Origin of the sequence: Olsenella uli (genome assembly GCF_901212675.1) — a bacterium.
Classification (GTDB): domain Bacteria; phylum Actinomycetota; class Coriobacteriia; order Coriobacteriales; family Atopobiaceae; genus Parolsenella; species Parolsenella uli_B.
Genome location: NZ_CAAKOQ010000018.1, coordinates 1 through 25,569, shown reverse-complemented (window position 1 = coordinate 25,569; position 25,569 = coordinate 1). Strand labels below are relative to the sequence as shown.

Annotated in this window: 28 protein-coding genes and 2 pseudogenes; all 30 read left to right on the top strand. The window is 66.7% G+C overall.

The window, feature by feature from the left end; genetic code table 11:
* Positions 1–8: 8 nt before the first annotated feature.
* Positions 9–287: pseudogene (locus tag EFAMC1_RS11390) on the top strand (BMC domain-containing protein); the annotation flags it as partial.
* A 575-nt stretch (positions 288–862) separates the two neighbouring features.
* A complete protein-coding gene (pduA, locus tag EFAMC1_RS02010) occupies positions 863–1,138 on the top strand; it encodes a propanediol utilization microcompartment protein PduA (protein ID WP_154026546.1) in 276 nt (91 codons plus the stop codon).
* Between the two features lie 25 nt (positions 1,139–1,163).
* Positions 1,164–1,841 (top strand): phosphate propanoyltransferase, encoded by a 678-nt coding sequence (gene pduL / locus EFAMC1_RS02005; RefSeq protein ID WP_154052671.1) that lies wholly within the window; start codon positions 1,164–1,166, stop codon positions 1,839–1,841.
* Positions 1,842–1,850: 9 nt separating this feature from the next.
* Entirely contained in the window at positions 1,851–2,681 is an 831-nt protein-coding gene (gene eutJ / locus EFAMC1_RS02000) for an ethanolamine utilization protein EutJ (RefSeq protein WP_154052670.1), read from the top strand.
* Positions 2,682–2,747: 66 nt separating this feature from the next.
* Positions 2,748–3,617, top strand: coding sequence for a hypothetical protein (locus EFAMC1_RS01995; RefSeq protein ID WP_154052669.1), 870 nt, complete (start codon positions 2,748–2,750; stop codon positions 3,615–3,617).
* A complete protein-coding gene (locus EFAMC1_RS01990; RefSeq protein WP_154026554.1) occupies positions 3,614–3,889 on the top strand; it encodes a EutN/CcmL family microcompartment protein in 276 nt (91 codons plus the stop codon). Before EFAMC1_RS01995 ends, EFAMC1_RS01990 begins: the two co-directional genes overlap by 4 nt.
* Position 3,890: 1 nt before the next feature.
* Positions 3,891–4,928 carry a cob(I)yrinic acid a,c-diamide adenosyltransferase gene (locus EFAMC1_RS01985; protein ID WP_154052668.1) on the top strand — a complete coding sequence of 346 codons (1,038 nt, stop codon included), beginning with the start codon at positions 3,891–3,893 and terminating at the stop codon, positions 4,926–4,928.
* A 25-nt stretch (positions 4,929–4,953) separates the two neighbouring features.
* Positions 4,954–6,375 carry an aldehyde dehydrogenase family protein gene (locus tag EFAMC1_RS01980; RefSeq protein WP_154052667.1) on the top strand — a complete coding sequence of 474 codons (1,422 nt, stop codon included), beginning with the start codon at positions 4,954–4,956 and terminating at the stop codon, positions 6,373–6,375.
* A 152-nt stretch (positions 6,376–6,527) separates the two neighbouring features.
* Positions 6,528–7,454 (top strand): hypothetical protein, encoded by a 927-nt coding sequence (locus EFAMC1_RS01975; RefSeq protein WP_154052666.1) that lies wholly within the window; start codon positions 6,528–6,530, stop codon positions 7,452–7,454.
* A gap of 90 nt (positions 7,455–7,544) precedes the next feature.
* Positions 7,545–8,096, top strand: a complete 552-nt coding sequence (locus EFAMC1_RS01970; protein ID WP_187324502.1) for a BMC domain-containing protein — start codon at positions 7,545–7,547, stop codon at positions 8,094–8,096.
* A gap of 23 nt (positions 8,097–8,119) precedes the next feature.
* A complete protein-coding gene (locus EFAMC1_RS01965) occupies positions 8,120–8,383 on the top strand; it encodes a hypothetical protein (protein WP_154052664.1) in 264 nt (87 codons plus the stop codon).
* Positions 8,384–8,385: 2 nt separating this feature from the next.
* On the top strand, positions 8,386–8,637 hold the full coding sequence (locus EFAMC1_RS01960) for a glutaredoxin family protein (RefSeq protein ID WP_154052663.1): 252 nt from the start codon (positions 8,386–8,388) through the stop codon (positions 8,635–8,637).
* A 61-nt stretch (positions 8,638–8,698) separates the two neighbouring features.
* Positions 8,699–9,085 (top strand): BMC domain-containing protein, encoded by a 387-nt coding sequence (locus EFAMC1_RS01955; protein WP_261979987.1) that lies wholly within the window; start codon positions 8,699–8,701, stop codon positions 9,083–9,085.
* 27 nt (positions 9,086–9,112) lie between these two features.
* The gene (locus EFAMC1_RS01950; RefSeq protein WP_154052662.1) at positions 9,113–9,748 is read left to right on the top strand and encodes a EutP/PduV family microcompartment system protein; all 636 of its coding nucleotides are present in this window, start codon (positions 9,113–9,115) and stop codon (positions 9,746–9,748) included.
* The gene (locus tag EFAMC1_RS01945) at positions 9,745–10,407 is read left to right on the top strand and encodes a EutP/PduV family microcompartment system protein (RefSeq protein ID WP_154052661.1); all 663 of its coding nucleotides are present in this window, start codon (positions 9,745–9,747) and stop codon (positions 10,405–10,407) included. Before EFAMC1_RS01950 ends, EFAMC1_RS01945 begins: the two co-directional genes overlap by 4 nt.
* A gap of 216 nt (positions 10,408–10,623) precedes the next feature.
* On the top strand, positions 10,624–11,829 hold the full coding sequence (locus tag EFAMC1_RS01940) for an acetate/propionate family kinase (RefSeq protein ID WP_154052660.1): 1,206 nt from the start codon (positions 10,624–10,626) through the stop codon (positions 11,827–11,829).
* A 137-nt stretch (positions 11,830–11,966) separates the two neighbouring features.
* Positions 11,967–13,019, top strand: coding sequence for a nicotinate-nucleotide--dimethylbenzimidazole phosphoribosyltransferase (gene cobT, locus EFAMC1_RS01935; RefSeq protein ID WP_154052659.1), 1,053 nt, complete (start codon positions 11,967–11,969; stop codon positions 13,017–13,019).
* A complete protein-coding gene (locus EFAMC1_RS01930; protein WP_154052658.1) occupies positions 13,016–13,651 on the top strand; it encodes a bifunctional adenosylcobinamide kinase/adenosylcobinamide-phosphate guanylyltransferase in 636 nt (211 codons plus the stop codon). The genes cobT and EFAMC1_RS01930 overlap by 4 nt, the downstream gene beginning before the upstream one ends.
* Positions 13,636–14,481 carry an adenosylcobinamide-GDP ribazoletransferase gene (locus tag EFAMC1_RS01925; protein WP_154052657.1) on the top strand — a complete coding sequence of 282 codons (846 nt, stop codon included), beginning with the start codon at positions 13,636–13,638 and terminating at the stop codon, positions 14,479–14,481. The genes EFAMC1_RS01930 and EFAMC1_RS01925 overlap by 16 nt, the downstream gene beginning before the upstream one ends.
* A 2-nt stretch (positions 14,482–14,483) precedes the next feature.
* Positions 14,484–15,233, top strand: a complete 750-nt coding sequence (gene pduB / locus EFAMC1_RS01920; RefSeq protein WP_187324500.1) for a propanediol utilization microcompartment protein PduB — start codon at positions 14,484–14,486, stop codon at positions 15,231–15,233.
* A gap of 32 nt (positions 15,234–15,265) precedes the next feature.
* Positions 15,266–15,688: a bifunctional adenosylcobinamide kinase/adenosylcobinamide-phosphate guanylyltransferase gene (locus EFAMC1_RS01915; protein ID WP_154052655.1), complete on the top strand. Its 423-nt coding sequence runs from the start codon at positions 15,266–15,268 to the stop codon at positions 15,686–15,688.
* Positions 15,685–16,290 (top strand): histidine phosphatase family protein, encoded by a 606-nt coding sequence (locus EFAMC1_RS01910; protein WP_187324499.1) that lies wholly within the window; start codon positions 15,685–15,687, stop codon positions 16,288–16,290. Before EFAMC1_RS01915 ends, EFAMC1_RS01910 begins: the two co-directional genes overlap by 4 nt.
* A 139-nt stretch (positions 16,291–16,429) precedes the next feature.
* Complete coding sequence (locus EFAMC1_RS01905) at positions 16,430–16,927, top strand: BMC domain-containing protein (RefSeq protein WP_187324498.1); 498 nt, start codon at positions 16,430–16,432, stop codon at positions 16,925–16,927.
* Between the two features lie 218 nt (positions 16,928–17,145).
* A complete protein-coding gene (locus EFAMC1_RS01900) occupies positions 17,146–18,369 on the top strand; it encodes a PocR ligand-binding domain-containing protein (protein ID WP_154052652.1) in 1,224 nt (407 codons plus the stop codon).
* 2 nt (positions 18,370–18,371) lie between these two features.
* Positions 18,372–19,463, top strand: coding sequence for a helix-turn-helix transcriptional regulator (locus EFAMC1_RS01895; protein ID WP_154052651.1), 1,092 nt, complete (start codon positions 18,372–18,374; stop codon positions 19,461–19,463).
* 162 nt (positions 19,464–19,625) lie between these two features.
* On the top strand, positions 19,626–20,441 hold the full coding sequence (locus tag EFAMC1_RS01890; protein WP_293817971.1) for a DJ-1/PfpI family protein: 816 nt from the start codon (positions 19,626–19,628) through the stop codon (positions 20,439–20,441).
* An 84-nt stretch (positions 20,442–20,525) separates the two neighbouring features.
* Positions 20,526–23,111: a glycyl radical protein gene (locus EFAMC1_RS01885; protein ID WP_154052650.1), complete on the top strand. Its 2,586-nt coding sequence runs from the start codon at positions 20,526–20,528 to the stop codon at positions 23,109–23,111.
* Between the two features lie 60 nt (positions 23,112–23,171).
* Positions 23,172–24,092 (top strand): glycyl-radical enzyme activating protein, encoded by a 921-nt coding sequence (locus EFAMC1_RS01880; protein WP_154052649.1) that lies wholly within the window; start codon positions 23,172–23,174, stop codon positions 24,090–24,092.
* 19 nt (positions 24,093–24,111) lie between these two features.
* Entirely contained in the window at positions 24,112–25,266 is a 1,155-nt protein-coding gene (metK, locus tag EFAMC1_RS01875) for a methionine adenosyltransferase (protein ID WP_261981717.1), read from the top strand.
* Positions 25,267–25,413: 147 nt separating this feature from the next.
* Positions 25,414–25,569, top strand: a pseudogene (gene pduA / locus EFAMC1_RS01870) (propanediol utilization microcompartment protein PduA); the annotation flags it as partial.

The following is a 25,569-nucleotide window of genomic DNA, read 5'->3' as shown; positions in this document are numbered from 1 at the left end:
GTGTAGCGATGTTGAAGCAGAGTCTGGGCCTCATCGAGACCGAGGGGCTCGCGGCTGGCGTTGAGGCCGCCGATACTGCCGTGAAGGCGGCCAATGTCACGCTCGTGGGCTATGAGCTCACGATGGGCGGCGGCTGGACCACGATCAAGATCCTCGGTGACGTGGGTGCCGTGAAGGCTGCCGTCTCCGCCGCAGCGGCGTCTGCCTCTCGCGTGGGGCGTGTCGTCTCCACGCAGGTCATTGCCCGTCCATCTGAGTCGCTCGAGGCGCTCGTCATCAACAAGCGCACGCTTGGCTCTATGCCCGGCGCCCGTGCCGACGTGAAGGGCAACTCGCCTCTGAGCGCTTCGTACGTTGCTCCGGCGAAGGTCGAGCCCGATACCAGGCCACAGGCCAAGGCTGCGAGCGGGGAGGCTCCCAAGCCCGCCTCGGCCAAGAAGGCCCCCGCAAAGCCCAAGGCCACGCGCAAGAAGGCGGCACCCGCCAAGCCGGGCGCCACCGGCGCCCCCGAGGCTTCCGTGAGGGTCAAGGCAACTGAGGCGCACAAGCCTGTGGTCAAGCCGAGCCCCAGCGTCTCCAAGACGCCAGGTCCCGCACCGGCCGCCAAGCCTGAGGCCAAGGCGTCGGCTCCCACGCCAGCGCCGACGGCGAAGGCGACGGATGCCACGAGCTTTGCGAATGCGGCGCCCGCCAAGCCGGCCGAGCCCAAGCCTGAGGCCGCAAAGCCGAGCGACGCCAAGAGCGGGCTTGTGCCCACAATCACTCCCAAGCGAGGGACTCATTCCTCTCGCGGCAAGGGTCCCAACCATAAGTAACCAACGGTGGGCGCGCATGCTCGCCCACACGGCAAGGAGGAACTGACATGAACGAAGCTCTCGGCATGATTGAGACCAAGGGTCTTGTTGGCGCCATCGAGGCCGCCGATGCCATGACCAAGTCGGCCAACGTCTCGCTGACTGGCTACGAGAAGATCGGCAGCGGCCTTGTGACCGTCATGGTCCGTGGTGACGTGGGCGCCGTTAAGGCTGCCGTCGACGCCGGTTCTGCCGCCGCCGAGCAGGTTGGTGAGGTCGTTTCTCAGCACGTCATCCCGCGCCCGCACACCGACGTCGAGAAGATTCTTCCGAAGACCCTCTAGGGAAACGTTCTGAGGGAGACAGCATATGAATCTTCAAGGTGTTGACAGGAACGAGCTCGTGAAGGTCGTCACGAAGCTCGTCGTCGAGAAGCTCGGGGGCGAGGTTGAGCTCGATCCTGACCGTCAGATCAAGATTGGCGTCTCGAACCACCACGTTCACCTTGACCGTCCCACGATGGATGCGCTGTTCGGGGCTGGCAGCGAGCTTCATCCTATGAAGCTGCTCGGCCAGCCGGGCCAGTACGCCTCCGCCGAGACTGTCACGGTGACGGGCCCGCGCGGCTCTCTCAAGCGCCTGCGCATCCTGGGCCCGCTTCGCGCTAAGACCCAGGTTGAGATCTCTGCCACCGACGCCCGCACGATTGGCATCAACCCGCCTGTGCGCGAGAGTGGTCACCACGAGGGAACCCCGGGCTGCAAGATCTCGGGCCCTAAGGGCGAGATCGAGATCAAGGACGGCGTCATCGTTGCACTGCGTCACATCCACATGCACGATGACGACGCGAAGCGCTTTGGCGTTACGAACGGCGAGAACGTCCGCGTGAAGGTCCCTGGTCCGCGCGGTGGCATCATGGACAACGTGGTGGTGCGCTCCAACCCCAAGTACACGCTGGAGATGCACATCGACACGGACGAGGGCAATGCGTTCGGACTGAAGACCGGCGACTTCGTCGAGCTTCTGAAGTCTGGAGAGAAGGCGTAGGGAGGCAGCTTGGCTGATGAGCTTGCGAGTGCCAATACGGTACTGAAGGAGTTCGAGCGCCTGGTAGACACGGGCGCTACCAACTCCTTCGAGGGCCCACTCAGGTGCGGTGTCGACCTCGGTACGGCAAACATCGTGCTTGCCGTCGTCGACGCGGACAACAAGCCCGTCGCCGGTGCGTCGTTTCCCTCCAAGGTGGTGCGTGACGGCGTGGTGGTTGACTACATCGGCGCTATCCGCGTCGTCACGCGCCTCAAGGACCAGCTCGAGCAGGCGCTTGGCGTCGAGCTCGATGCCGGTGCGTGCGCCATTCCCCCCGGAGTCGCCGCGGGCAGCGTCAAGGCCCTGGGCAACGTGGTGGAGGGTGCGGGCTTTCGCCTCGCCGGCGTGCTCGACGAGCCAACGGCCGCGTCTCTGGTGCTCGGCATCAAGGAAGGCGCCGTGGTCGACGTGGGCGGCGGCACGACGGGCATCTCCATCCTCCACGACGGCAAGGTGACCTTCACGGCCGACGAGCCCACTGGCGGTGGGCACATGACCCTCGTGCTCTCCGGAGCCATGGGCATCTCCACCGAGGAGGCTGAGGTCATGAAGCGTGACCCCGCGCAGGAGCGTCTCGTGTACCCCGCCGTCCGCTTCACCGTCGAGAAGATGGCTGCGATCGTCAAGCAGTTCCTGAGCACCGACCCGACCGTCGACACAGTCTACGTCGTGGGCGGTGCGTGCAGCTTCTCCGAGTTCGCAGCCACCTTCGAGAAGTACCTGGGGCTGCGCGTCGTGAAGCCCTATGCGCCCCTGCTCGTCACGCCGCTGGGCATTGCCTACGGTTGTGGCGCCTAGTAGAAGCGACCAAGCGTTTTTCAGCATCACTCGAATCGTCACTAGACAAGCGAGAGAGGAGGCGTGATGGATATCCAAGGCATGTGCGCCGAGGCGCTCGAGCAGGTCGTCCGCGAGGTTGCGGCGCGCGTGGTCGCGAGCATCAAGGCGCAGCAGGATCAGGCACTCGTGGTCTACACGGGGGCGAAGATCGGATATGCCACCGCCACCGAGCAGCTCGCGCAGCTGCGCGAGCGCCTGGGTCTCTCCTATACGGTGCTCATGTCCGAGCCCGCCGCGCGCGTGCTCGACGTCGACGCCATCGACGAGGCGCTCAAGCCGGCCGACCTTGTCATCGAGCGGTCTGGCTCGAAGAGCGCGGAGTCCATGGCCCGCGATGCGGGCATGATCATCGTCCCCGCGCTCACGGCGAACTCCTGCGCACACGTGGCCGGCTGCATGACCGACTCGGCCGCGCAGGCGGCTATCGTCGAGGGAATCGGCCTTGGACGCGACGTGGTGGCCAGCATCAACGGGTGCTGCCCCGACAACGCCGATCGTGTCAATCTCGGCTTCTCGTTTCCCGCTTCCATGGCGGCGCGCATGCGCGAGAACATGGAGGTCCTGCGCTCGTACGGCGTGAACCTCACGACGTCTGAGGGCCTCGCGGCCAAGGTCGAGCGCGTCCGCGCCCGCAGGCTCGCCGCGCTGCTGAGTCAGGACTTTGCCGGCGAGGCCCTCTGCGGCCCTGCAGCGCAGTCCTGCGCGACCGAGGCCCCTTCGCCTCGCCAGACCGAGTTTGCCGGCCATGTCGTGGGCGCCCAGGCGCTCTCGGCCCTGCCCGAGCACTCGACGCTCCTCGTCGCGCCCGACGCCCTCGTGACCTCCCTGGCCCGAGACGTCGCCGCGCGTCGATTCATCACCATCGTCAAGAACGAGAGAGAGGCGAGGGCATGAACCTCGGCCGTGTAGTTGGCACCGTCGTCTCCACGAGCAAGTGCCCCCAGCTCATCGGTTTCAAGCTCCTCATCGTCGAGCCACTCGACGAGCATCTTCAGCGCTGTGGCAAGACGCAGGTGGCCGTCGACGCCGTCGGCGCCGGTAAGGGCGAGGTCGTCATCACGTGTGACGGCAGCGCAGCCCGTCACCTGTTCCAGGACGAGAAGCCCGACAGCACCCCCATCGACGCCGCCATCATCGGCATCGTCGACACGGTGGAGGTGGGCTAGCATGCCCAACATCTACACCCGTACCGGCGACAAGGGCACCACGGCCCTCGTGGGCGGCTCCCGCGTAAGCAAGGCCGACCCGCGCGTCGACGCGTACGGTACCGTCGACGAGGCCATCTCGGCCCTGGGCGTCGCACGCGCCCAGGCTCGCGACGCATTCGTTGCCGATGTGCTCTACCACATCCAGACCCGTCTGTTCTCCGTGGGCTCCGAGCTCGCGGCCGATGAGCGTGGCCTCGCGAAGCTCGCCGGCATCAAGCGTCCGGACAACGTGGGCTCCGAGATCGACTTTTCCATGATCACCGACGCCGACGTCGAGTACCTCGAGCGGATCACTGACGAGTGCGTTGCCAAGATCGGCCCCCAGCATGCCTTCGTGGTCCCAGGGGTCGACGGACCCTCCGCGGCGCTGCAGTTTGCGCGCACAGTGGTCCGTCGCGCCGAGCGCAGGGTCGTCGAGCTGCGCCAGACGCTCGAGATCAGGCCCCAGGTCGAGAAGTACCTCAACCGTCTCTCCGACGCCGTGTACGGGCTCGCCCGCTACGCGGAGGTGGCGGCGCAGCGCGACGAGCTGTGTGACCGCATCGTTGACGCCGTCAAGGAGCGTCTCGGTGACGGCGCGGGCGAGGGGGGAGGGCGCGAGCACCCTTTCACGCTTGACACGCTACGGGCCATGGCCCTGAGGGCCCAGAGCCACGCCGAGAAGATCGGCGTCCCGTGCGTGTTCGCCGCCGTCGACGAGGGCGGCAACCTCGTGATGCTCCAGCGCATGCCCGACTCGCTGTTGATCAGCATCAAGGTCGCCCAGGCCAAGGCCTATTCGGCGCTCTCCTGCAAGATGACCACGGAGGAGCTCGGCCGCCTCTCGCAGCCCGGCCAGCCCCTCTACGCAATAGATTCCACTGAGCCCGGGAAGGTCGTGCTCTTTGGTGGCGGGTTCCCCTTCGTCGTGGGCGGCAAGATCGTCGGTGGCATCGGCGTCTCCGGCGGCACTCCCGAGCAGGACATGGAAATCGCGCGTTACGCAATGGCCCTCTAACTTTCGAAAGGAAAGGGATAGTTTCATGAACATTGATCCCAAGGCGATCGAGCAGATCGTGAACCAGGTGCTCGACCAGGTCTCTGGCGGCTCCGACGCCCCCACGACCTCGTGCACGGGCGGCGAGTGCGGAGACTGGGGCGTCTTTGACACCATGGACGCCGCCGTCGACGCCGCCGATGCGGCCTGGCACGAGTACCTCAACCACTCCATGGCCGACCGTGACAAGTACGTCACTTGCGTCCGTGAGATCTTCACCGAGCCCGAGACCCTCGAGCACATCTCGAAGGAGGCTGTCGAGGAGTCCGGCATGGGCAAGTACGAGGACAAGATCGTGAAGAACCGCCTCGCCGCCCTCAAGTCGCCGGGCATCGAGGACCTCACGACCGAGGCCTTCTCCGGCGATGACGGTCTGACGCTCGTCGAGTACTCTCCGTTTGGCGTGGTTGGCGCCATCACCCCCACCACGAACCCCTCTGAGACCATCATCTGCAACTCGATCGGCATGCTCGCCGCCGGCGACGCCGTTGTCTTCTCGCCGCACCCGCGCGCCAAGAAGCTCTCCGTCGAGATGGTCCAGATGATCAACCGCGCCCTCGTGAACCTCGGCGCCCCCGCGAACCTCGTCACCATGGTGCGCGAGCCCTCCATCGAGGCCACCAACTCCATGATGGCCAACCCCAAGGTGCGCATGCTCGTCGCCACTGGTGGCCCTGGCATCGTCAAGGCCGTCCTTTCCAGCGGCAAGAAGGCCATTGGCGCCGGCGCGGGCAATCCGCCCGTGGTCGTCGACGAGACCGCCGACATCGAGAAGGCCGCCAAGGACATCATCGACGGTCACTGCTTCGACAACAACCTCCCCTGCATCGCAGAGAAGGAGGTCATCGCCGTCGACTCGATCGCCGACCTGCTCATCTTCAACATGCAGAAGAATGGCGCCTACCTGCTCAAGGACGAGGCTGCCATCCAGCGTCTCGTCGAGCTCGTGACCAAGGGCTCCAAGCCCGTCACCGCCTTCGTGGGCAAGTCTGCCAACTACATCCTCGAGAAGGCCGGCATCAAGGTCGACCACGAGGTCCGCACCATCATGATCGAGGCCAAGGAGGATCACCCCTTTGTCCAGATCGAGCTCATGATGCCGATCCTGCCGGTCGTCCGCGTCGCCAACGTCGACGAGGCCATCGACATGGCCGTCCGCGTCGAGCACGGCAACCGCCACACGGCCATGATGCACTCCAAGAACGTCGACAAGCTCTCCAAGATGGCCAAGCTCATCCAGACCACGATCTTCGTGAAGAACGGCCCGTCCTTCGCCGGCCTCGGCAACGGCGGCATGGGCTATGCCACCTTCACCATCGCCGGCCCCACCGGTGAGGGCCTCACCTCCGCGAAGACCTTCTGCCGCAAGCGCAAGTGCGTCCTCGTCGGCGGCATGGACGTCCGTTAGTCTCGGCTTCCCTTTGCGTTCGTCTCGAGGCGCCGGCCAGCCGGCCGGCGCCTCCTTTGCATACGGCATCACTCGCGGCCCCCTCGGACCACCCTTCACCCGAGAAGGTTGCGTGGCGCGTCCTATCAACACGCTACAAAGGAGAAGATCGTATGGACTTCCTCACACTTGCCGGTGCCTTCGGTGGCGGTCTCATCGGAGCCTACATGGGTGCCCTGCCCGCCTTCATCATGACGGGCCTGTTCGCCCTCATCGGCGGCCTGCTCCAGGCAGCTGGTGTCACTGGTGACATCGCCCTGCTCGGCGTTGCCTTCAACTCCTTCATCGGTCCCCACACGGCGTTCGTCGGCGGCGTCGCCGCGGCCGCCTATGCGGGCAGGAAGAAGGAGCTTGCCTCGGGAGCCGACATCCTGAGCTCGCTTAACGGCCTCGGCTCGCCCGACGTTCTGCTCGTGGGCGGTCTCTTTGGCCTCGCCGGTGGCGTCATCAAGGCGCTGCTCGCCATGATCCCGGTCTTTGGTGCCATCACCGACCTTCCGGGCACCACGGTGTTCATCCTCGCGCTCGTGTGCCGCTTCGGCTTTGGCAACTCGGGGCTGCTCGGCAGCTATCCCAACGGCGGCCACGAGTGGTTCTCGGGCGGCAAGGGCTTCGGCTGCAACATCATGCTCGGACTCGGCCTCGGCCTTGCGATCTCCAGCATGTCTGCCTACTTCTTCACGACCGGCAACGACGTGGCACTGGCCATGTGGCCGTTCGTGTGCTTCGGCTTCTCGGCCGTGACCCTGATCTTCACGCAGACGGGCTTCGCCACGCCCGCCACGCACCACATCTCGCTGATCGGCGCTTATGCGTCTGTTGTCGGCGTCACTGCGTGGGGCCCCACGGCCGGCGTGCTCTTCGGCACCCTGTTCGCCGTGATTGCCTCGCTCGTCGGCGACTTCGTGGGCAAGTCCTTCAACACGAACGTCGATTCCCACATCGACCCGCCCGCCACGACGATCTGGATCCTCGCGTGCGTCGTGCACCTTATCGCGATGGGCCTCGGCTCCGCCCCCGGTGCGATCATCATCGGCTAGCCTCCTGTCGGCTGCCGCAAGCGGCACCTGTCACACCCTGGCCATGGGGAGTCTCTCCCCATGGCCGCAACGCCTAGAAAGGAACGTGCCATGGGCGTCTCCGTTGGTCTCATAGAGCTTCACCACATCCCCCTGGGGTATGAGACGGTCGACGCGATGCTCAAGGCCGCCGACGTGGAGCTTGTGCGTGCCTCGCCGTCGTGCCCAGGCAAGTTCCTGGCCATCGTCACCGGCGGCGTCGGCGCCGTCGAGTGTGCTTGCGCCGCGGCCCAGCGCACCGCGGGCAGGCAAGCGGTGGTATGCCGTGCCATCGACCACCTCGACGATGCGGTGGCCGAGGCGCTCAAGGCCCGACCCAGGCCTGACAAGCTCGAGTCGTTTGGGTCCATCGAGACCCGCACGGCCCTCTCCGCGATCCTTGCCGCCGACCTCGTCGTGAAGGCTTCGCGCGTTCGGCTCATCTGCATCAAGATGGCTCAGGGGATTGGCGGAAAGGGGTATGTCAACTTCACGGGAGACATCGCTTCCGTGCGCAACGCGATCGAGACATGCAAGGCGAGGTGCGGAGACCCAAGCCTCATCACGAGCTCCTGCGCCATCGCCACGCCCCACGAGGCGCTTGTCTCGAACCTGTTGCGCTAGCGCAAACCACGAAAGGAGCAACCATGGCCGACGAAACGAAGAAGGTATCCCAGCAGGGCTTCTACGCACGTCCTGCCGCCGCAGACACCGAGGACTGCCCCCAGTGCTTCTACACCCCTTCCGCTCAGGCGCTGGAGGAGGACAAGGAGCGGCAGGCGTCCGAGGCCGAGGACTGCCCCCAGTGCTTCTACACGAACGAGGCCACGAAGGCCGACGAGAGCGCGCAGCGCGTCGACGCCGATGACTGCCCGCAGTGCTTCTACACGCCTTCCGGCGAGTCGAAGTAGCCATGGCGGTCACTGGCGAGGTGCGTGTCTTCTCGATGCCGGGCTGCGGCCACTGCAAGCAGGTCAAGCAGTTCCTCGAGCGGCATGGCGTGCCCTTCTCTGACCACGACCTCACGAGCGACGCGGAGGGCCAGCGTTTCATGGACGAGCGGGGCTATCGGGTCGTCCCTGTCGTGAGCGTTGGCGACGACGTCCACATTGGCGGCGACACCTCGGCGCTCGCCGACCTTTTGGTAGCGCACGGACTCATCTAGGCGTGCCCGCCGTCGGGCCTTGGATCCCGGCGGCGGGCCAGACACTGAAAGGAGGGCCATCGTGGCTCTCAATCTCAACGACTTCGGAGTGATGCAGGAAGGCAAGATGCGCATCATTCAGGAGACGGTTCCTGGCAAGCAGGTCACGCTTGCGCACATCATCGCGAGCCCCGACGAGGTCATCTTCACCAAGCTCGGTCTCGACCCGACGGTCGACTACGACCAGGCCGCCATCGGCATCCTCTCGATGACGCCGGCCGAGATCTCCGTCATCGCCGCCGACATCGCGACGAAGGCCTCGAAGGTGGAGATGGGCTTTATCGACCGCTTCAGCGGCACGCTCATCATCACCGGTCGCATCTCGAACGTGCAGAGCGCCATCCAGAGCATCCTCACATACCTCGAGACGCACCTGGGCTTCACCATCTGCCCGATCACGCGCACCTAGGCCTCTTTGGGATCGGGCGGCTAGTTCATGAGAAAGATAATGTTCGTGGGCCGCAGCGAGGCGGGCAAGACAACCCTCACGCAGGCGCTCAACGGCGGCGTGCTGGACTATCGCAAGACCCAGTACATCGGCCACAAGAGCGTTGTCATCGACACCCCGGGCGAGTACGCCGAGACCCACAGGCTCGGCCGCGCGCTTGCGCTGTACTCCTACGAGGCCGACGTGGTGGGGTTGCTCATCAACGCCGCTGAGCCCTACTCGCTCTATCCGCCGGGCGTCACGAGCGCCTGCAACCGGCCCTGCATTGGCATTGTCACCAAGATCGACTCGCCCGACGCCGACGTGCCCCGCGCGAGCCACTGGCTGCGCCTCGCGGGCTGCAAGGAGATCTTCCCGGTTAGCTCCTACACCGGCGAGGGCATCTGGCAGCTGCTGAACTACCTGGCAGACCCGGGCGACGAGCTGCCGTTTGCGAACGAGCGCGAGGCCAACGCGCCTCGTCTCGTGATGTCTGACAAGTACGGAGAGATCGACAAGGTGGGTGCCTCGGCGCAGCGCATGAGCTGGGCCGAGGAGGACGCCCGCCGCGCCTCCCTCGAGGCCACGGGTCCCGTGGTGCCCGAGTGCGGCGAGCGTTTGCATGATGAAGGGAACCGTTCGTGAAGAAGATCGCGCTCATGGGGCGTAGCGAGTCAGGCAAGACGACGCTGATCCAGGCCCTGCGCGGAGGCGTCATCCACTACCACAAGACGCAGTACGCCTACAACGAGGACGTCGTCATCGACACGCCCGGCGAGTGGACCGAGCGCGCGCTCTCGAAGGCCATGAGCCTGTACACCTATGAGGCCCAGGTGGTCGGCCTGGTGCTCTCGGCCACCGACACCCTCACGCGCTTTCGCCCGGGCGTCGCCACGATGTGCAACCGTCCCGTCATCGGCATCATCACCAAGATCGACTCTCCAGACGCCAACGTCGCCCGTGCGACCGAGTGGCTGCACGTCGCCGGCGTCTGGACCATCTTCGAGGTGAGCTCCTACACCGGCGAGGGCATCTGGAAGATCCTCGACTACCTCAAGGAGCCCGGCGACACCCTGCCGTGGGAGAGCGCCAAGGAGGCCGAGGCACCGCGCTTCGTCGAGTCTGACAAGTACGGCGAGGTCAACATGCTGGGCACCTCTGGCCGCGTGAGCTGGGCCGAGTACCACGAGCGCCGCGAGGCGGCCGAGCGCGAGGCGCAGCAGCGCTGGGAGCGCGAGCAGGCCGGCTCGGGATCCCCGTCCCCCTCTGCGCCTGCGCGCGGGAGCTCCTTTGCCCGCAGCTAGCGGTTGTACTGCCCGGGCACGGGCCGCTCCAGCGCTTTCGATACCAGCCTACCGGGGGGTCGTCATTTGGCCTTTGGTCAATTGGCGGTTTCGTCTGAGCTTATTCTCTGCCCTCCGTCTGGCTGGGCTGTCGGCCACCCCTTGCGCGCCGACACTGTTCTTCGTTCATGCGGCGTTGTCAAACGGTGCCGCCCTAAGGAAAGGTTCTGTCCCAAGATGAAGGTTCTCGCAGTTAACGCAGGCAGCTCGTCGCTCAAGTACCAGCTCATCGACTACGACACGAAGAGGGTGCTGGCCAAGGGCCTCTGTGAGCGCATCGGCATTGACGGACACCTCGTTCACAAGCGCGGTGACGTTACCTTCGACGCGAACGTGGCCATGCCCACGCACAAGGAGGCCATGGAGGCCGTCTTCGCGGCCCTCACCGACGTCGACCACGGCGTCATCAAGAGCCTGTCCGAGGTCGATGCGGCCGGTCACCGCGTGGCCCACGGTGGGGACTTCAAGACCTCGGTGCTCGTGACGCCCGAGACGATGGCCCGCCTCGAGAGCCTCATCGAGCTCGCGCCGCTCCACAACGGCCCCGAGATCAACTGCATCAAGAGCTGCATCGAACTTATGGGCGCCGACGTCCCGCAAGTCGCCGTCTTCGACACGTCGTTCCACCAGACCATGCCCGCCGAGGCCTTCCTCTACGCGCTTCCCTACGAGTACTACGAGAAGTATGCCGTGCGCCGCTATGGCTTCCACGGCACCTCGCACCGCTACGTCGCGGCCCGCGCCGCCGAACTCATGGGCAAGCCGCTCTCTGAGCTCAAGCTCGTGACCTGCCACCTCGGCAACGGCTCCTCCATCACCGCGGTGGACGGCGGCGTGTCGGTTGACACCTCGATGGGCTTCACGCCGGGCGCCGGCCTTCCCATGGGCACCCGCTGCGGCGACATCGACCCCTTCATCCTCGGCTTCCTCCAGGACAAGCTGGGCCTCAGCCATGCCGAGGTCGACGAGGTCCTCAACAAGAAGTCGGGCATGTTGGGCATCTCCGGCGTCTCGAGCGACTTCCGCGACGTCGAGGCCGAGGCCGACCGTGGCAACACCCGCGCCCAGGAGGCGCTTGACGTCTTCTGCTACCACGTCTCCAAGTTGATCGGCTCCTACGCGGCCGCCATGGGCGGCATCGACGGCATCGTGTTCACGGCCGGCGTCGGCGAGAACGACGCGCGCGTGCGCCTGGCCGCCTGCAAGCGCCTTGGGTTCCTCGGCGCCCACGTCGCCGAGGCTGTCAACGCCGGCGTGCACGGCGAGGAGAAGGTCATCTCGACGGCCGACTCCACGGTGAAGGTGCTCGTTATCCCCACGAACGAGGAGATTATGATCGCCTCCGACACCGTGGCGCTTGCCAACGGCGAGTCGCTCGCCTAGCCTTGGCTCCACGGGAGGCCGGGTTCGGGCTCCGGGGTCCGACCCCAGCCTTTCTTGCACATGCGTTCCCTGGGGCCGCAGGCGCCCGCCACGGCGGGCCTTGCGGCCCCTTCTTCCATGCCTAGCCAGGAGGTCCCATGCGTCTCGACGAGCTCACAGCCAAGATCTCCCAGCCCAGCGATGACGCGCGCAAGCGCGCCCGCGACCACTGGGACTCCATCGCCAAGCCCATTGGCAGCCTGGGCGTGCTCGAGGACGACATCGCGCAGATCGCCGCCATCACGGGAAGCGCGCGCGTCTCGCTCGCCAAGCGGGCCGTCGTGGCGTTCTGCGCCGACAACGGCGTGGTTGCCGAGGGGGTCACGCAGTCGGGCCAAGAGGTCACCGCGGCGGTCGCGCGCAACATGGCGCTTCGCCGTTCGAGCGTCTGCGTCATGGCCAAGGTGGCCTCGGCCGACGTCGTGCCGGTCGACATCGGCATCGCCACTCCCGTCGAGGGCGTGCTCGACCGCAACGTCATGCGCGGCACGCATGACCTGGCGCGCGGGGCGGCCATGAGCCGCGAGCAGGCCGAGCGGGCCGTGATGGTCGGAGCCGAGCTCGCGGGCTCGCTCGCGCACGACGGCTACGACATCTTGCTGTGCGCCGAGATGGGCATCGGCAACACCACCACCTCGAGCGCCATCGTCTCGGTGCTCCTCGGGGCGGGCCCCGAGGAGGTGACGGGACGTGGTGCCGGCCTCACAGACGCCGGGCTCCGGCGCAAGGTCGAAGTCATCTCCCACGCGGTCGCGCTCACCGCACCCGATCCGGACGACCCCGTCGACGCGCTCGCAAAGGTGGGCGGCCTCGACATCGCCGGGCTTGTGGGCCTGTGCCTCGGCGGCGCGGCGCACCGCGTCCCCGTCGTCCTTGACGGCTTCGTGAGCATGGTGGCGGCACTCGTCGCCGTACGCATCTTGCCGGCCTGCCGGCCCTACCTCATCGCCTCGCACCTGAGCGCCGAGCCCGCGAGCCAGCTCGTGGCCAGCGCGCTCGACCTTGACCCGCCCATCCGCGGCGGTCTGCGCCTCGGCGAGGGCACGGGTGCCGTGTGCCTGCTGCCCATGCTCGACATGGCGCTCGCGCTCTACAACGGCACCACCTTCGCCACCACCGGCATTGATGCCTACGAGCGTGACCTCTCGTGAGGGTCCTCGTCACAGGTGGTTCTGGCTCGGGCAAGTCGCGCTTTGCCGAGGGGATCTGCCACAGGTTTAGCACGCCCCTTATCTACATCGCCACGATGCAGCCCTTTGGCTCGGACGCAGCCGCACGCATCGAGCGGCACCGCGCGCAGCGCGCGGGCGCTGGGTTTGTGACGGTGGAGCGCTTTGGCGCCTATGACGCGCTCGACCTTGCCTCAGAGGTCGAGCGGTCCCTGGCAAGCCATCGCGTCGCGGGCGATGCGAACGGGCTTACCGGTGGCGTGGGCGCCTCCACGGTGCTACTCGAGTGTGCCGGCAACGTCTGCGCAAACCTCCAGTTCTCCCAGGACGACCGGGGTGGCTGGGTTGCGCTCGACGACGCCCGCGAGCTTGCGGAGCGCGTCGTGGAGGGCGTTCGCGCGATCGGCTCGCAGTGCGCTAACCTCGTGGTAGTCTCAAACGAGGTGGGGGCCGACGGGGCCTCCTATGCCAGCGAGACCAAGGTGTACCAACGTGCGCTGGGGCGCGCAAACTGCTTGATGGCTGCGGAGGCAGACGCCGTGTTTGAGGTCATGGCTGGTTGCGCGCAAGCGCTCAGGCTGGGCGAGGGGAGTCCCGAGTGGATGGTCGCGTAGGGCACGAGGGGGTCTGCAGGCTGGTCCTCAGGTCTGTGGGCATGGCATTTGCCCTGTTCAGCAAGGTGCCCATGCCCACGCTTGACTGGGACGGCGCCAACATGCGCTACATGATGGCTGCCTTTCCGGTGGTAGGCGCCCTCGTGGGCATTGCACAGGTTGCCTGGTGGTTGCTCGCCGGTGCGCTGGGCCTGGGCTCGCTGAGCGCGGGTGTGGGCCTCGCCCTCGTGCCCCTGGCTCTCACGGGCGGCATCCACCTCGACGGGCTCTGCGACGTCTGTGATGCCCTCTCGAGCCATGCCGAGCCCGCGCGCAAGCGCGAGATCCTCAAGGACCCCCGCGTGGGCGCCTTCGCGGTCATGGGCGTCATGGCGTACCTGCTCGCGCAGGTCGCCGCGTTCAATGAGCTCGCGGGACTTGTGCCCCGTGCCGGTATCCTCAGCGTACCGGCCTCCATGTGGGCCCTGGCGCTCGTGCCCGTCGCGAGCCGCTGCCTCTCGGGCGTCGCCACGCTTGCGTTTCCCAAGAGCTCCGAGCGTGGCATGCTCGCGATGTTCTCCCAGAGCGCCGATGTGCGTCATGCGCTCCTCGTTCTCGGCATCGAGTTCGTGTGCTGTGCGACTGCGCTCGTGGGCCTCGGAGGCGTGCTCGGCGCCGCCGTGGTCATTTGCGACCTTGCGTGCCTGGCGGCCGTGCGGCGCCTGGCGCGCCGGGAGTTTGGGGGCATGAGCGGCGACCTCGCGGGATGGTTTCTCCAGATGGCCGAGCTCGCCATGGCCTGGTGCCTCGTGGTGGGCCTGCATCTCTCGGTGATGGGGGTGGTGGCGTGAGCATGCCTGAGCTGAGCCTTGCGGGAAGGCGGGATACGCAGGAGGCCTCCGACGTTCAGCTGCCGCGTGAGCTTGTCGGCGTGGCGCCCGGGCACACGATCGCTCTCGCGCTTACGGCGCTCGACCCTGCGATGCGCACATTCCTTGGTATCGACGAGCGCCTCGACAGCCTGTGTGCCATCGGGGCCCGTGTGGCTGCGGCACCCCAGTGCTTCGCGGCCGACGAGGCCGTGAAGGCCACCGATACGTCGTTCATCCGCCTCGAGATGCCCCGTGACACCGAGGGCGACGCGGGTCCCGGCACGTTCTTGCTCCTGGGCGCCCAGACGGCCGCAGACGCGGTGCGCGCCTGCGAGCTCACCCTCGCCGGCGTGCGGGACACCACGATGGGCAACGTGTTCACCAACCCGGCAGGGCATGTGGAGTGCCAGTTCAGCGCGCGGGCCGGCACGGTGCTCGCTGGCGCCTTCGGGGCGCCGCTGGGACAGGCGTTTGCGGTCATGGTGGGGGCGCCCGCGCCCGTGGGGCTCATCATGGCCGATGCTGCCGCCAAGGCCGCCTCCATCGAGGTCACGCAGATGCTCTCCCCGGCATATGGCATCAGCTATTCCAACGAGGTCATCACCTTCTTCACGGGTGCCACGGCAGCGGTGCACACGGCGGTGCTCGCGGGTCGCGAGGCCGGGCTCTGCGCGCTGGGGGCACTGGAGCCCTCCTGCGCCCCCAAGCCCGCCGGCACACCAACGCTGTGAGGACCTATGACGCGAGCCGGGAAGGAGACCTGATGATCTTGATCGTGGGGGGCATCGCCTCGGGCAAGCGGACGTTTGCCCGCTCACTCGGCTTTGCCGATGCCCAGATGGCTGATGCCACGCTTGACGAGCGCCCCGTCGTCTTCAACGCGCAGGACCTCGTCTCACGCGATATGACGCCCGAGGGCATGCGTACGCTCGCAGACGCGCTCGCGGACAAGTCCTGCGTCATCTCGTGCGACGTGGGGTCAGGCGTCGTGCCCGTCGACGCGGGCATGCGCCGCGAGCGCGAGCTGGCCGGGAGGCTCGCGATCGAGCTTGCCGCACGCGCACGGCTCGTCATCCGCATGGTCTGCGGAATCCCCGTGCCCCTCAAGGGGCGGCTCGAGGATCTTCGCGTCGGCGTTGCCGTTCCCCGCAGCGGAGGCGCCGCCGGTGCGGAGGGAGCGCTGTGAGGCTCGTCATCCTGCGCCATGCGCAGACGGCCGGCAACCTCGAGCGCCGCTACGTTGGCGGTGACACCGACGAGCCGCTGTGCGCCGAAGGCATCGCCTGCGCCCGTGCCAAGGCTCCCGAGCTGTCCCGCGAGCTTGCGCATGCGGGCGTCGCGCAACCGCCTCGCGTCTGGGTGAGCCCGCTCGCGCGTGCCTCCCAGACGGCAGGCCTGCTGTTTCCCGGCATCGAGCAGGTGCGTCTCGACGGCCTGCGGGAGATGTGCTTCGGGGCGTTTGAGGGCAAGACTGCCGACGAGCTTGGCGGTGACGAGCGCTATCGGTCTTGGGTCGAGGGGATGTGCGAGGGCGCGTGCCCGCAGGGGGAGTCCCGCGCCGTCTTTTCCGCACGCTCGTGCGACGCCGTGCGCGGCGCACTCTGGCAGGCTGCCGAGCTGGGTGCCGAGACGTGCTGCGTCGTCGCGCATGGGGGCACGGTCATGGCGGCGATGGAGGCCCTCGCTCGTCCGACACGTCCCTACTTCTTCTGGCACGTGGCATGCTGTTGCGGCTACCTTGCCGAGCTTGGGGTTGATGGCATGCTGCGGGTCACGCTCGAGCTCTAGAGGGCGCTGGTTGGCCCCTTGCCGGTTGGCACTTTCGTGCTCCTGGTGGGTTGGTTTTTGTCTTCGTGACGGGCGGCAGACGTCTCCCGTGGAGGCGCTTGGTATGATGGGTCGAGGTAGAGAGTCGGGGGTGAGGTCCATGTCCAGCAGCGATGCCGATCAGGGCTCGGCGGCCGTGCCGTCGCGGGGCTCCGCTGACACGCGGGTCGCTCTGGCCCCCTCAAAGGCCGAGGGCTATGACCTCTCCCGGGGGTCGATGGAGGACTTCGGCTTCGTCTATGAGGGCAAGCTGCACATCCGCACGGAGTTCGTCTCCGGCCTGCAGGTGACCTTCGCCCACATCCTCGCCCATCCAAACCCCTGGATCCTCGAGGACCTTCAGCTTGGTCCCTTCCCCGATCCCGAAAAGGTGGCCCTCGGCCTCGTCAACTGCATGCCGGTAGAGCTGCTCCCGGTCATCGTCGACCTGATGGCCAAGTCCTCCGACGTCGACATACAGATCGCCGACCGCTTCATGGGCACCATCATGCTCACGGGCACGTTCTCTGCGGTGCGCAGCGCCATGCAGTCGGTCATCGCTTGGCTGGGCCCCCACATCTCTGGCATAAGCCTTCCCGCCGAGATCACCACGAGCTGAGTCTGGGGCACCAGGCTCTTTGTGAGATGGCCGCGGCTGTCTGCTGCGTCGCGCATGACGTGGCAGCCGGACGCGGCTACTTATTGTTACGTTTTTTGTGACAGACGGTCAAAATCTTGCGCGAGGTTTGCAAAATAATGGCTCCGCGGGGTCGAGGAGTACTTTATATACTCTTGTAACGATTCGGTAAACCGTATTCGCCCGCTGGGAGCGTCTTGATGCAGAGCAGTATCGCAGACTTTGTTGACCTCGAGCATCTCCAGCGCATCCAAGACAGCTGCTCGGCGGCCACAGGCATCGCCCTCGTCACCGTCGACTACCGCGGCGTTCCCGTCACGCGCTACAGCGGCTTCTCCGAGCACTGTCTCATCGGTCGCTCCAACCCCAAGTTCAAGCTGCTGTGCGAGCGCTGCGACGCACAGGGAGGCATCCGCTCCACGCTCATGGGCGAGGCCTGCATCTACAAGTGCCACGCGGGTCTCGTCGACCTTGCGGTGCCCATCATCGTGAAGGGTGCCTACGTGGGCGCGGTGCTTGGCGGACAGGTGCGGCTCGCCGACGAGCCCGCAGACCTCGAGACCATCATCTCCCCGCGCGACTCGCTTGTCGACGACCAGCAGCTCGCCGAGCAGCTCGCCCGGGCCTGGGGCAAGACCGTCACGGTGAGCTATGACCGACTCTGGGCCACCGTGCAGACGCTCCGCTCGCTCGTCACCTATGCGGTGGGCACGGACCTCTCGACCTCCGAGAGCGACGCGTCGCTCATCCAGGAGAAGAACGAGCAGCTCAACGCCGAGCGCGAGGCTCGCGAGGAGCTCGAGGTGGCCCTGCGCAAGCGCGACTATGACGCGTCGAGGCGCGACGAGGTGTGCCGCCACGCCAACTACGCGCTCAACGCCATCCACTGCCTGGCCTGCAAGGAGGGCGCGGCGCGCACCGACGCGGCCACGCTCGACTTCGCCGACATCATCCACTACCTGATTGACACCAGCACCCCCATCGTGACGCTGGGCGACGAGCTCGTCCACATGGAGGCGCTGCTGCGCGTCTACCAGGCCTGGCGTGGTGACACGCTCCAGTACTCCGTCAAGGTTCCCGAGCGCTATCGCACGGCCTCGTGCCCGTTCATGACGCTCGACCCCATCGTTATGGCCATCATCGGGGCCGTGATGGGCAGTCCGGAGGAGGCCTGCTCCATCGACCTGGTGGCCGAGGAGGACGGCGACTGGGTCGTCGTCCAGATCGCGGAGCGCGGTCTTTCGGTGTCCGACGTCTCCGACGCCTTCGAGGAGGAGTCGGCCGGCCGCTTCTCGCTCGAGTTTGCCGACCGGAACCTCTCACGGCTCACGAGGGGAGCCTCGAGCATTACGGCACGCTCCCATCCCAGCGACCCCAATGGCGCCATCATCTCGTTTCGCCTCCCGTATCTGGGGGTGTCCTAGGGATGTATGACGTCATGGTCTGCGGGCCGGAGAACCTCGAGCGCGAGCTCATCGCCGAGAGGGTGGGCGAGGCGTTGCCCGAGGCCCGCCTCTTTGTCTCCGCAAGCCGCAGGGACACCCTCCGCGCCGTCTCGCTCGAGGGGGTGCGGGTCCTCGTCTCCCTGCTCGCGTCGTTTGACTACAACACCCTTGGGTTCCTGCGCTGGGTCAAGGAGGTGTCGCCGGCCACGAGGTTCGTCGTCGTCTCCTCGGTCCCGCTGTACTCGGTGGCCAACAGCGTGGCGCTTTTGGGGGTGAGCTCGTACTTCGTGCGTCCCGTGCGCCCCGAGCTCCTCGTGCGTTGCATATCCGTGCAGCTGGGCGAGCTTGGCGCCGCCCCCAGCGCGGGGCGGGAGGCGATCGCCGCGTGTGCGCCCGATGACTCCGAGTGCCGCGCCGCGGCCGTGAGCCAGCACCTCAGCGAGCAGCTGCATGCCCTTCGCTACGCGCAGTGCGTCGACGTGCTGAGGAGCTACCTCGAGTTCAGCTGGGAGTGCGCCCGCAGCCAGGCCCAGATAGAGGCAGACGTGCTGAGGCTCGTGGACGTAGTCTACGACGTCGCGCCCGAGTCGCTGCGCGACGACCGCGACCGCCTCAAGGCGACGTTGCGGTTCAAGCTGAGCCAGCTGCACGGCCTCTATGACGTGACGTGCGCCTTCGAGCAGCTCGTGGGCAGGATCTTCGACGGCGTGGCCGACGAGCGCGCCCGGGGCGTGAGCGACGTGCAGCGCATTCGCAACTACATCGACCGCAACGTGCGCCTCGACCTCAGCCTTGCCGACGCGGCCGGGTATGCCAACATGTCGCCGAGCTACTTCAGCAAGTACTTCAAGCGCGAGGTGGGGAAGAACTACATCACCTACCTCACCGAGCACAAGATGGCGCTTGCCCGGCGCATGCTCCTGCAGAGCGGCCTCAGCGTCGTCCAGATCTCCAACGAGCTCTCCTATTCGCGGCCGAGCTACTTCAGCAAGACGTTCAGGAAGGCCATGGGGCTCTCGCCTACGGAGTTTCGCGACAAGCATCTCGCGGATACGGCCGCCACGCGCGCCTAGCCTCGTCTTGGTGACAAATAAGTCCCCATGCGCGGTGCCGTGGGCGATAAATTCAGTCTGAGCAATAAGATTGTGTCCTACCTCCCCTCATAAGATTACCTTGTCAGCCAGGAAGCCACCGGATGTGCCGGCGGCGTGTGGTCGAGCGAGAGGGGACGTGAGATGCGTTTTGACCGGGAGCGCATCGTGAGGCTCGCCTGCGAGATGCTCGCGGACCCGTCTGACGTGTGCGAGGGCCATTCCCCCACAAGCGACGGCCCCGCCACGCCGGGCGCGCATGCGATGCCCGCCGCGTCCCTCGTGCCTGCGCCGTCCATCGTGCCCGCACCGCGCGTGCTCATGCTCGTTGGCGACTTCACGGAGGACTACGAGGTCATGGTCCCGTACCAAGCCCTCGGGATGCTCGGAGTGGACGTCGACGTCGTCTGCCCTTGCAAGGCGTGCGGAGACACGATCAAGACCGCAGTCCATGACTTCCTTGGTGACCAGACCTACGCCGAGACCCCCGGCCATCGCTTTGCGCTAACCGCGAGCTTTGCCGAGGCCGCCGAGCAGCCCTCTCGCTATGACGGGCTCTATCTCGCCGGCGGGCGTGCCCCTGAGTACCTTCGGCTCAACAAGGACGTGCTCGCGCTCGTGCGCGCCGCGTTCGCGCTGGAGCTGCCCGTGGCTGCCATCTGCCACGGCATCCAGGTGCTCACGGCGGCCGACGTCGTGCGCGGCCGCAAGCTCACGTGCTATGCGGCCGTTGCCCCGGAGGTTCGCGCGGCAGGCGGGACGTATGTGGAGGTGGCTCCCACCGAGACCGTGCGTGACGGCATGCTCGTCACCTCGCCGGCCTGGCCCGGCCACCAGACGCTTCTGGCGGCCTTCGCCGACCTGCTCGGCATCCGCGTCACCCGCGAGCCGCCGGTCCGAGCGACCGGCACGCTCCGCGACGTGCCCGCCCGCGTCTCGGCACCCCGCACCACACCCTAGGTTCCTAGGACGCGCCAACCCCGGCGCGTCTCACGTCATACGGCAGCACTCGTCAAAGCGCAGTGCATGACGAAGGAGGAGTACATGATCGAAAAGGGTTTTAGCAAGCCGACCGCGCGCGTCGATCGCTTGCGCAACCAGATCCTCGACGCGACGCCCTACGTTGAGGCCGAGCGCGTCGAGCTGGTCACCGAGGCGTACAAGGAGAGCGAGAACCTCTCGTCGATCCTGCGTCGCGCCAAGGTGAACGAGAAGCTCTTCAACGAGTTCCCTGTCATCATCCGCGATGACGAGCTCGTGGTTGGCTCTAAGACCATCCACCCGCGCTCGACCGACATCGGCGTCGAGTTCTCCTACGACTGGGTCGAGAAGGAGTACGAGACCATGGGCACGCGCATGGCCGACCCCTTCCAGATCCCGAAGGAGACCGCCGAGCGCCTGCACGAGGCCTTCAAGTACTGGAAGGGCAAGACCAACTCGGAGTACGCCGAGTCGCTCATGTCCCCCGAGACCCTCGACTGCATCAACAACGGCGTCTTCACCGTGGGCAACTACTTCTACGGCGGCATCGGCCACGTCTGTGTCGACTACGGCAAGATCCTGAAGGTCGGCTTCCGCGGCATCCTCGCCGACACCGTCGCCGCGATGCAGAACCTCGACACGTCCGACCCCTCCTACATCCAGAAGGAGCAGTTCTACAACGCGGTCATCATCACGTACAACGCGGCGATCAACTTCGCGCACCGCTACGCCGACAAGGCCGCCGAGCTCGCCTCCACCTGCACCGACCCGCAGCGCAAGCAGGAGCTGCTCACCATTGCCTCCAACTGCACCCGTGTGCCCGAGTACGGCGCGACGAACTTCTGGGAGGCCTGCCAGAGCTTCTGGTTCATCCAGCTCATGATGCAGATGGAGTCCAACGGCCACTCCATCTCGCCGGGCCGCTTCGACCAGTACATGTATCCCTACTACGAGGCCGACAACACCATCTCCAAGGACTTCGCCCAGGAGCTCGTGGACTGCATCTGGGTCAAGCTCAACGACATCAACAAGACGCGTGACGAGGTCTCCGCGCAGGCCTTCGCCGGCTACGCCGTCTTCCAGAACCTCGGCGTGGGCGGCCAGAACGAGGAGGGCCTCGACGCCACCAACGAGATGTCCTACATGGCCATGGAGGCCTCCGCGCACGTGCGCCTGCCCCAGCCGTCGTTCTCCATCCGCGTGTGGCAGGACACGCCCGACGAGTTCCTGTACCGCGCCTGCGAGCTCGCTCGCCTCGGCATGGGCGTGCCGGCCATGTACAACGACGAGGTCATCATCCCGGCCCTCGTGAACCGCGGCGTGTCCCTGCGCGACGCGCGCAACTACTGCATCATCGGCTGCGTGGAGCCCCAGGTGCCCCACAAGACGGACGGCTGGCATGACGCGGCCTTCTTCAACGTGGCCAAGGTCCTCGACATCACGCTGCACGGCGGCAAGGTCGGCGACAAGCAGCTCGGCCCCGTCACGCCCGACATGACGACCTGGAAGAGCCTCGACGACCTCTATGCCGCCTTCCGCGAGCAGATGAAGTACTTCGTCTTCCACCTCGCCGAGGCCGACAACTGCGTCGACTACGCCCACATGCGCAACTGCCCGCTGCCCTTCGAGTCCGCGATGGTCGACGACTGCATCGGCCGTGGCATGAGCTGCCAGGAGGGCGGCGCCATCTACAACTTCACCGGTCCCCAGGCCTTCGGCGTGGCCGACACAGGCGACTCTGTCTACGCCATCGAGAAGAACGTCTTCGAGGACGGCAAGATCACGATGGAACAGCTCAAGGACGCCCTCGACCACAACTTCGGCCATGACATCAACGAGGGCCTGTCGCCTGCGATCTCCGGCAAGGCCCGCGAGGAGGCGCTCGCCCAGGGCAACACGGCCGCCAGTGCCTCCTCGCTCACCGAGGCCGACGTGGCCGCGGCCGTGGCGAAGGTCCTCGCCCAGCTCGGCAGCGGCGCCAGCACCGACTCCATCAAGAGCGCCGTCGTGAGCAGCCTCTCCGGCAGCACCGCCGCTCCCGTCGGTGACTACGAGGCCATCCGTCGCCTCCTCGACCACACAGACAGCTTCGGCAACGACATCGACGCCGTCGACTTCGTGGCCCGCAAGTGTGCCCAGATCTACTGCCAGGAGGTCGAGAAGTTCAAGAACCCGCGCGGCGGCCAGTTCCAGGCCGGCGTCTACCCGGTCTCCGCGAACGTGCTGTTCGGCAAGGACGTCAACGCCCTGCCCGACGGCCGCCTCGCCAAGGCCCCGCTCGCCGACGGCGTCTCGCCGCGCCAGGGCAAGGACGTGAACGGCCCCACCGCCGCCACGAACTCCGTCGCCAAGCTCGACCACTGCATCGCCTCGAACGGCACGCTCTACAACATGAAGTTCAACCCGCCTGCGGTCGCCGGTGACCAGGGCCTCAAGAACTTCGCCGCCGTGGTGCGCAGCTACTTCGACCACAAGGGCATGCACGTGCAGTTCAACGTCATCAGCCGCGAGACCCTGATCGACGCGCAGAAGCACCCCGAGCAGCACAAGGACCTCGTGGTCCGCGTGGCCGGCTACTCCGCGCAGTTCGTCACCCTCGCCAAGGAAGTCCAGGACGACATCATCAGCCGTACCGAGCAGAACATGTAACCAATCTTCGGGGCCCCGCGGGCGCGCGCCCGCGGGGCCTCCCGAGAGGAATCCATACCCATGCCCAAGCCTGAACCCACGAAAGAGACGAGCGTCGACTTCGATGCGACCGCCATCGTCTTCAACATACAGCGCTTCTCCGTGCACGACGGCCCGGGCATCCGCACGATCGTGTTCCTCAAGGGGTGCCCGATGCGCTGCAAGTGGTGCGCGAACCCCGAGTCGCAAAACCCCAACCCGGAGCTCATGTTCGACGACCCTAAGGCTGCCGAACAGGCCGCCGAGTCCAAGCAGACGCCCCTGCACATCGTCAAGCTTGCCGAGCTTGGGGGCGTCACCGACCAGGACGAGGACGACTGGCTGCGCGACGGCATGATCCTCAAGGGCAAGCGCGTCACGGTCTCCGAGACCATGAAGCAGCTTGAGAAGGACTCCAAGCAGTACGCGCGCTCGGGCGGCGGCATCACGCTGTCGGGCGGCGAGCCGCTCATGCAGCCGGTGTTTGCGGCCGAGCTGCTCAAGGCCTGCAAGGAGCGCGGGTGGACGACGGCCATCGAGACGGCCGCCTACGTGCACCGCGAGGTCATCGCCAAGGTGATCCCGTGGGTGGACACGGTGCTGCTCGACATCAAGTCGCCCTACTCCGACGTCCACGAGGAGTGGACGGGCGTGCCCAACAAGCGGATTCTCGACAACGCGATCCTCATCTCGAACCTCGCGCACACGATCATCCGCATCCCCACGATCCCCGGTGTCAACAACAGCCCGCAGAGCATCGAGGACACCTGCAGAATAGCCGAGCACCTGCACGGTGTGAGGGAGATCGACATCCTCCCGTACCACACGCTCGGGGAGGGCAAGTACCACATGCTCAGCAAGGACTACCCCATGGGCGACACGCCCCCGCTCTCCATCGAGGAGGCCGAGGAGCTCGCGAAGATCGTGCGGGCCCATGGGTTCGACTGCGTCATCGGCGGCTAGGAAGAGGGGAGGGAGCAACGTGATCGTTCGTCACCAGACCTCGGAGTCCGTGACCGAGGGACATCCCGACAAGGTGTGTGACCAGGTGTCAGACGCCATCCTCGACGTCTGCCTGGCCGAGGACCCCCACGCCCGCGTGGCCGTGGAGACGCTTGCCTGCGGCAACGACCTCACCATCGCCGGAGAGGTCACCACGACGGCTGCGCTCGACGCGGAGGGCGTGGCCCGCGACGTGATGCGCCGCATCGGGTACGTGTACCCGGCGCTCGGCTTCAACGCCGCCACCTGTTCCGTGCGCCAGCTCATCCACGCGCAGTCCCCCGACATCGCGCAGGGCGTCGAGCGCGGCTGCGAGCTCGGCGCGGGCGACCAGGGCATCATGTACGGCTATGCCTGCGACGAGACGCCGACGCTCATGCCGGCCTCCGTCGCGCTGGCCCATGCGCTCGCCCGCCGGCTGGCCGACGCGCGCCATCGCCATGAGCTTGAGTGGCTGCGCCCCGACGGCAAGACGCAGGTGACGTTTGGCTTCGACGAGGACGGCCGGCCCGCGGCGCTCGAGAGCGTCCTGGTGTCTGCCCAGCACGACGACGACGTCTCGCAGCGCGAGGTCGTCGAGGGCGTGCTCGAGCGGGTCGTGCTGCCGGTGGTGGGCAGGCTGCTCACCACCGAGACGCGCGTGCTCGTGAATCCGACGGGCCGCTTCGTGCTCGGAGGGCCTGCCGGCGACACCGGCCTGACCGGTCGCAAGATCATCGTGGACACCTATGGCGGGGTGGCCCACCACGGGGGCGGCGCGTTCTCCGGCAAGGACCCCACGAAGGTGGACCGTACTGGCGCGTATATGGCCCGCAAGATCGCCAAGGACATCGTCGCCGCTCAGCTTGCCACGCGCTGCGAGGTCTCCGTCGCCTACGCGATCGGGCAGATCGAGCCAGCGATGGTCAACGTCGAGACGTTTGGGACCGGACGGGTCGAGGCGCGAGAGCTCGAACGGGCCGTCCGCGCGGCCTACCCGCTCACGGTCTCGGGCATGATCGCGGAGCTGGACCTCACGCGCCCCCAGTTCCTCAAGACGGCCGCCTACGGGCACTTCGGCCGCGAGGGTGAGGGCTTTGCGTGGGAGGAGCGCGACCCCGGCCGGATTCGCTCGGTCCTCAGACGCGTCTGGTAGTGCCGCGGCCGCGACTGCGCGGCAGGGGCGACGGCGCGGCACACGCATGGATCCAACCGGGCTTGCCCGGATGACATAGGATATACGAGTAGGAAGCAAGGCAGACTCGCACCCCCGCGGTCTTGCCACAGCGAAGGGAGCACCACAATGCAGAGCGAAGCGCTCGGAATGGTCGAGACCAAGGGACTCGTTGGCGCCATCGAGGCCGCCGACTCCATGTGCAAGTCGGCCAACGTGACGTTGGTCGGCTACGAGAAGATCGGCAGCGGCCTGGTGACCGTCATGGTCCGCGGCGACGTGGGC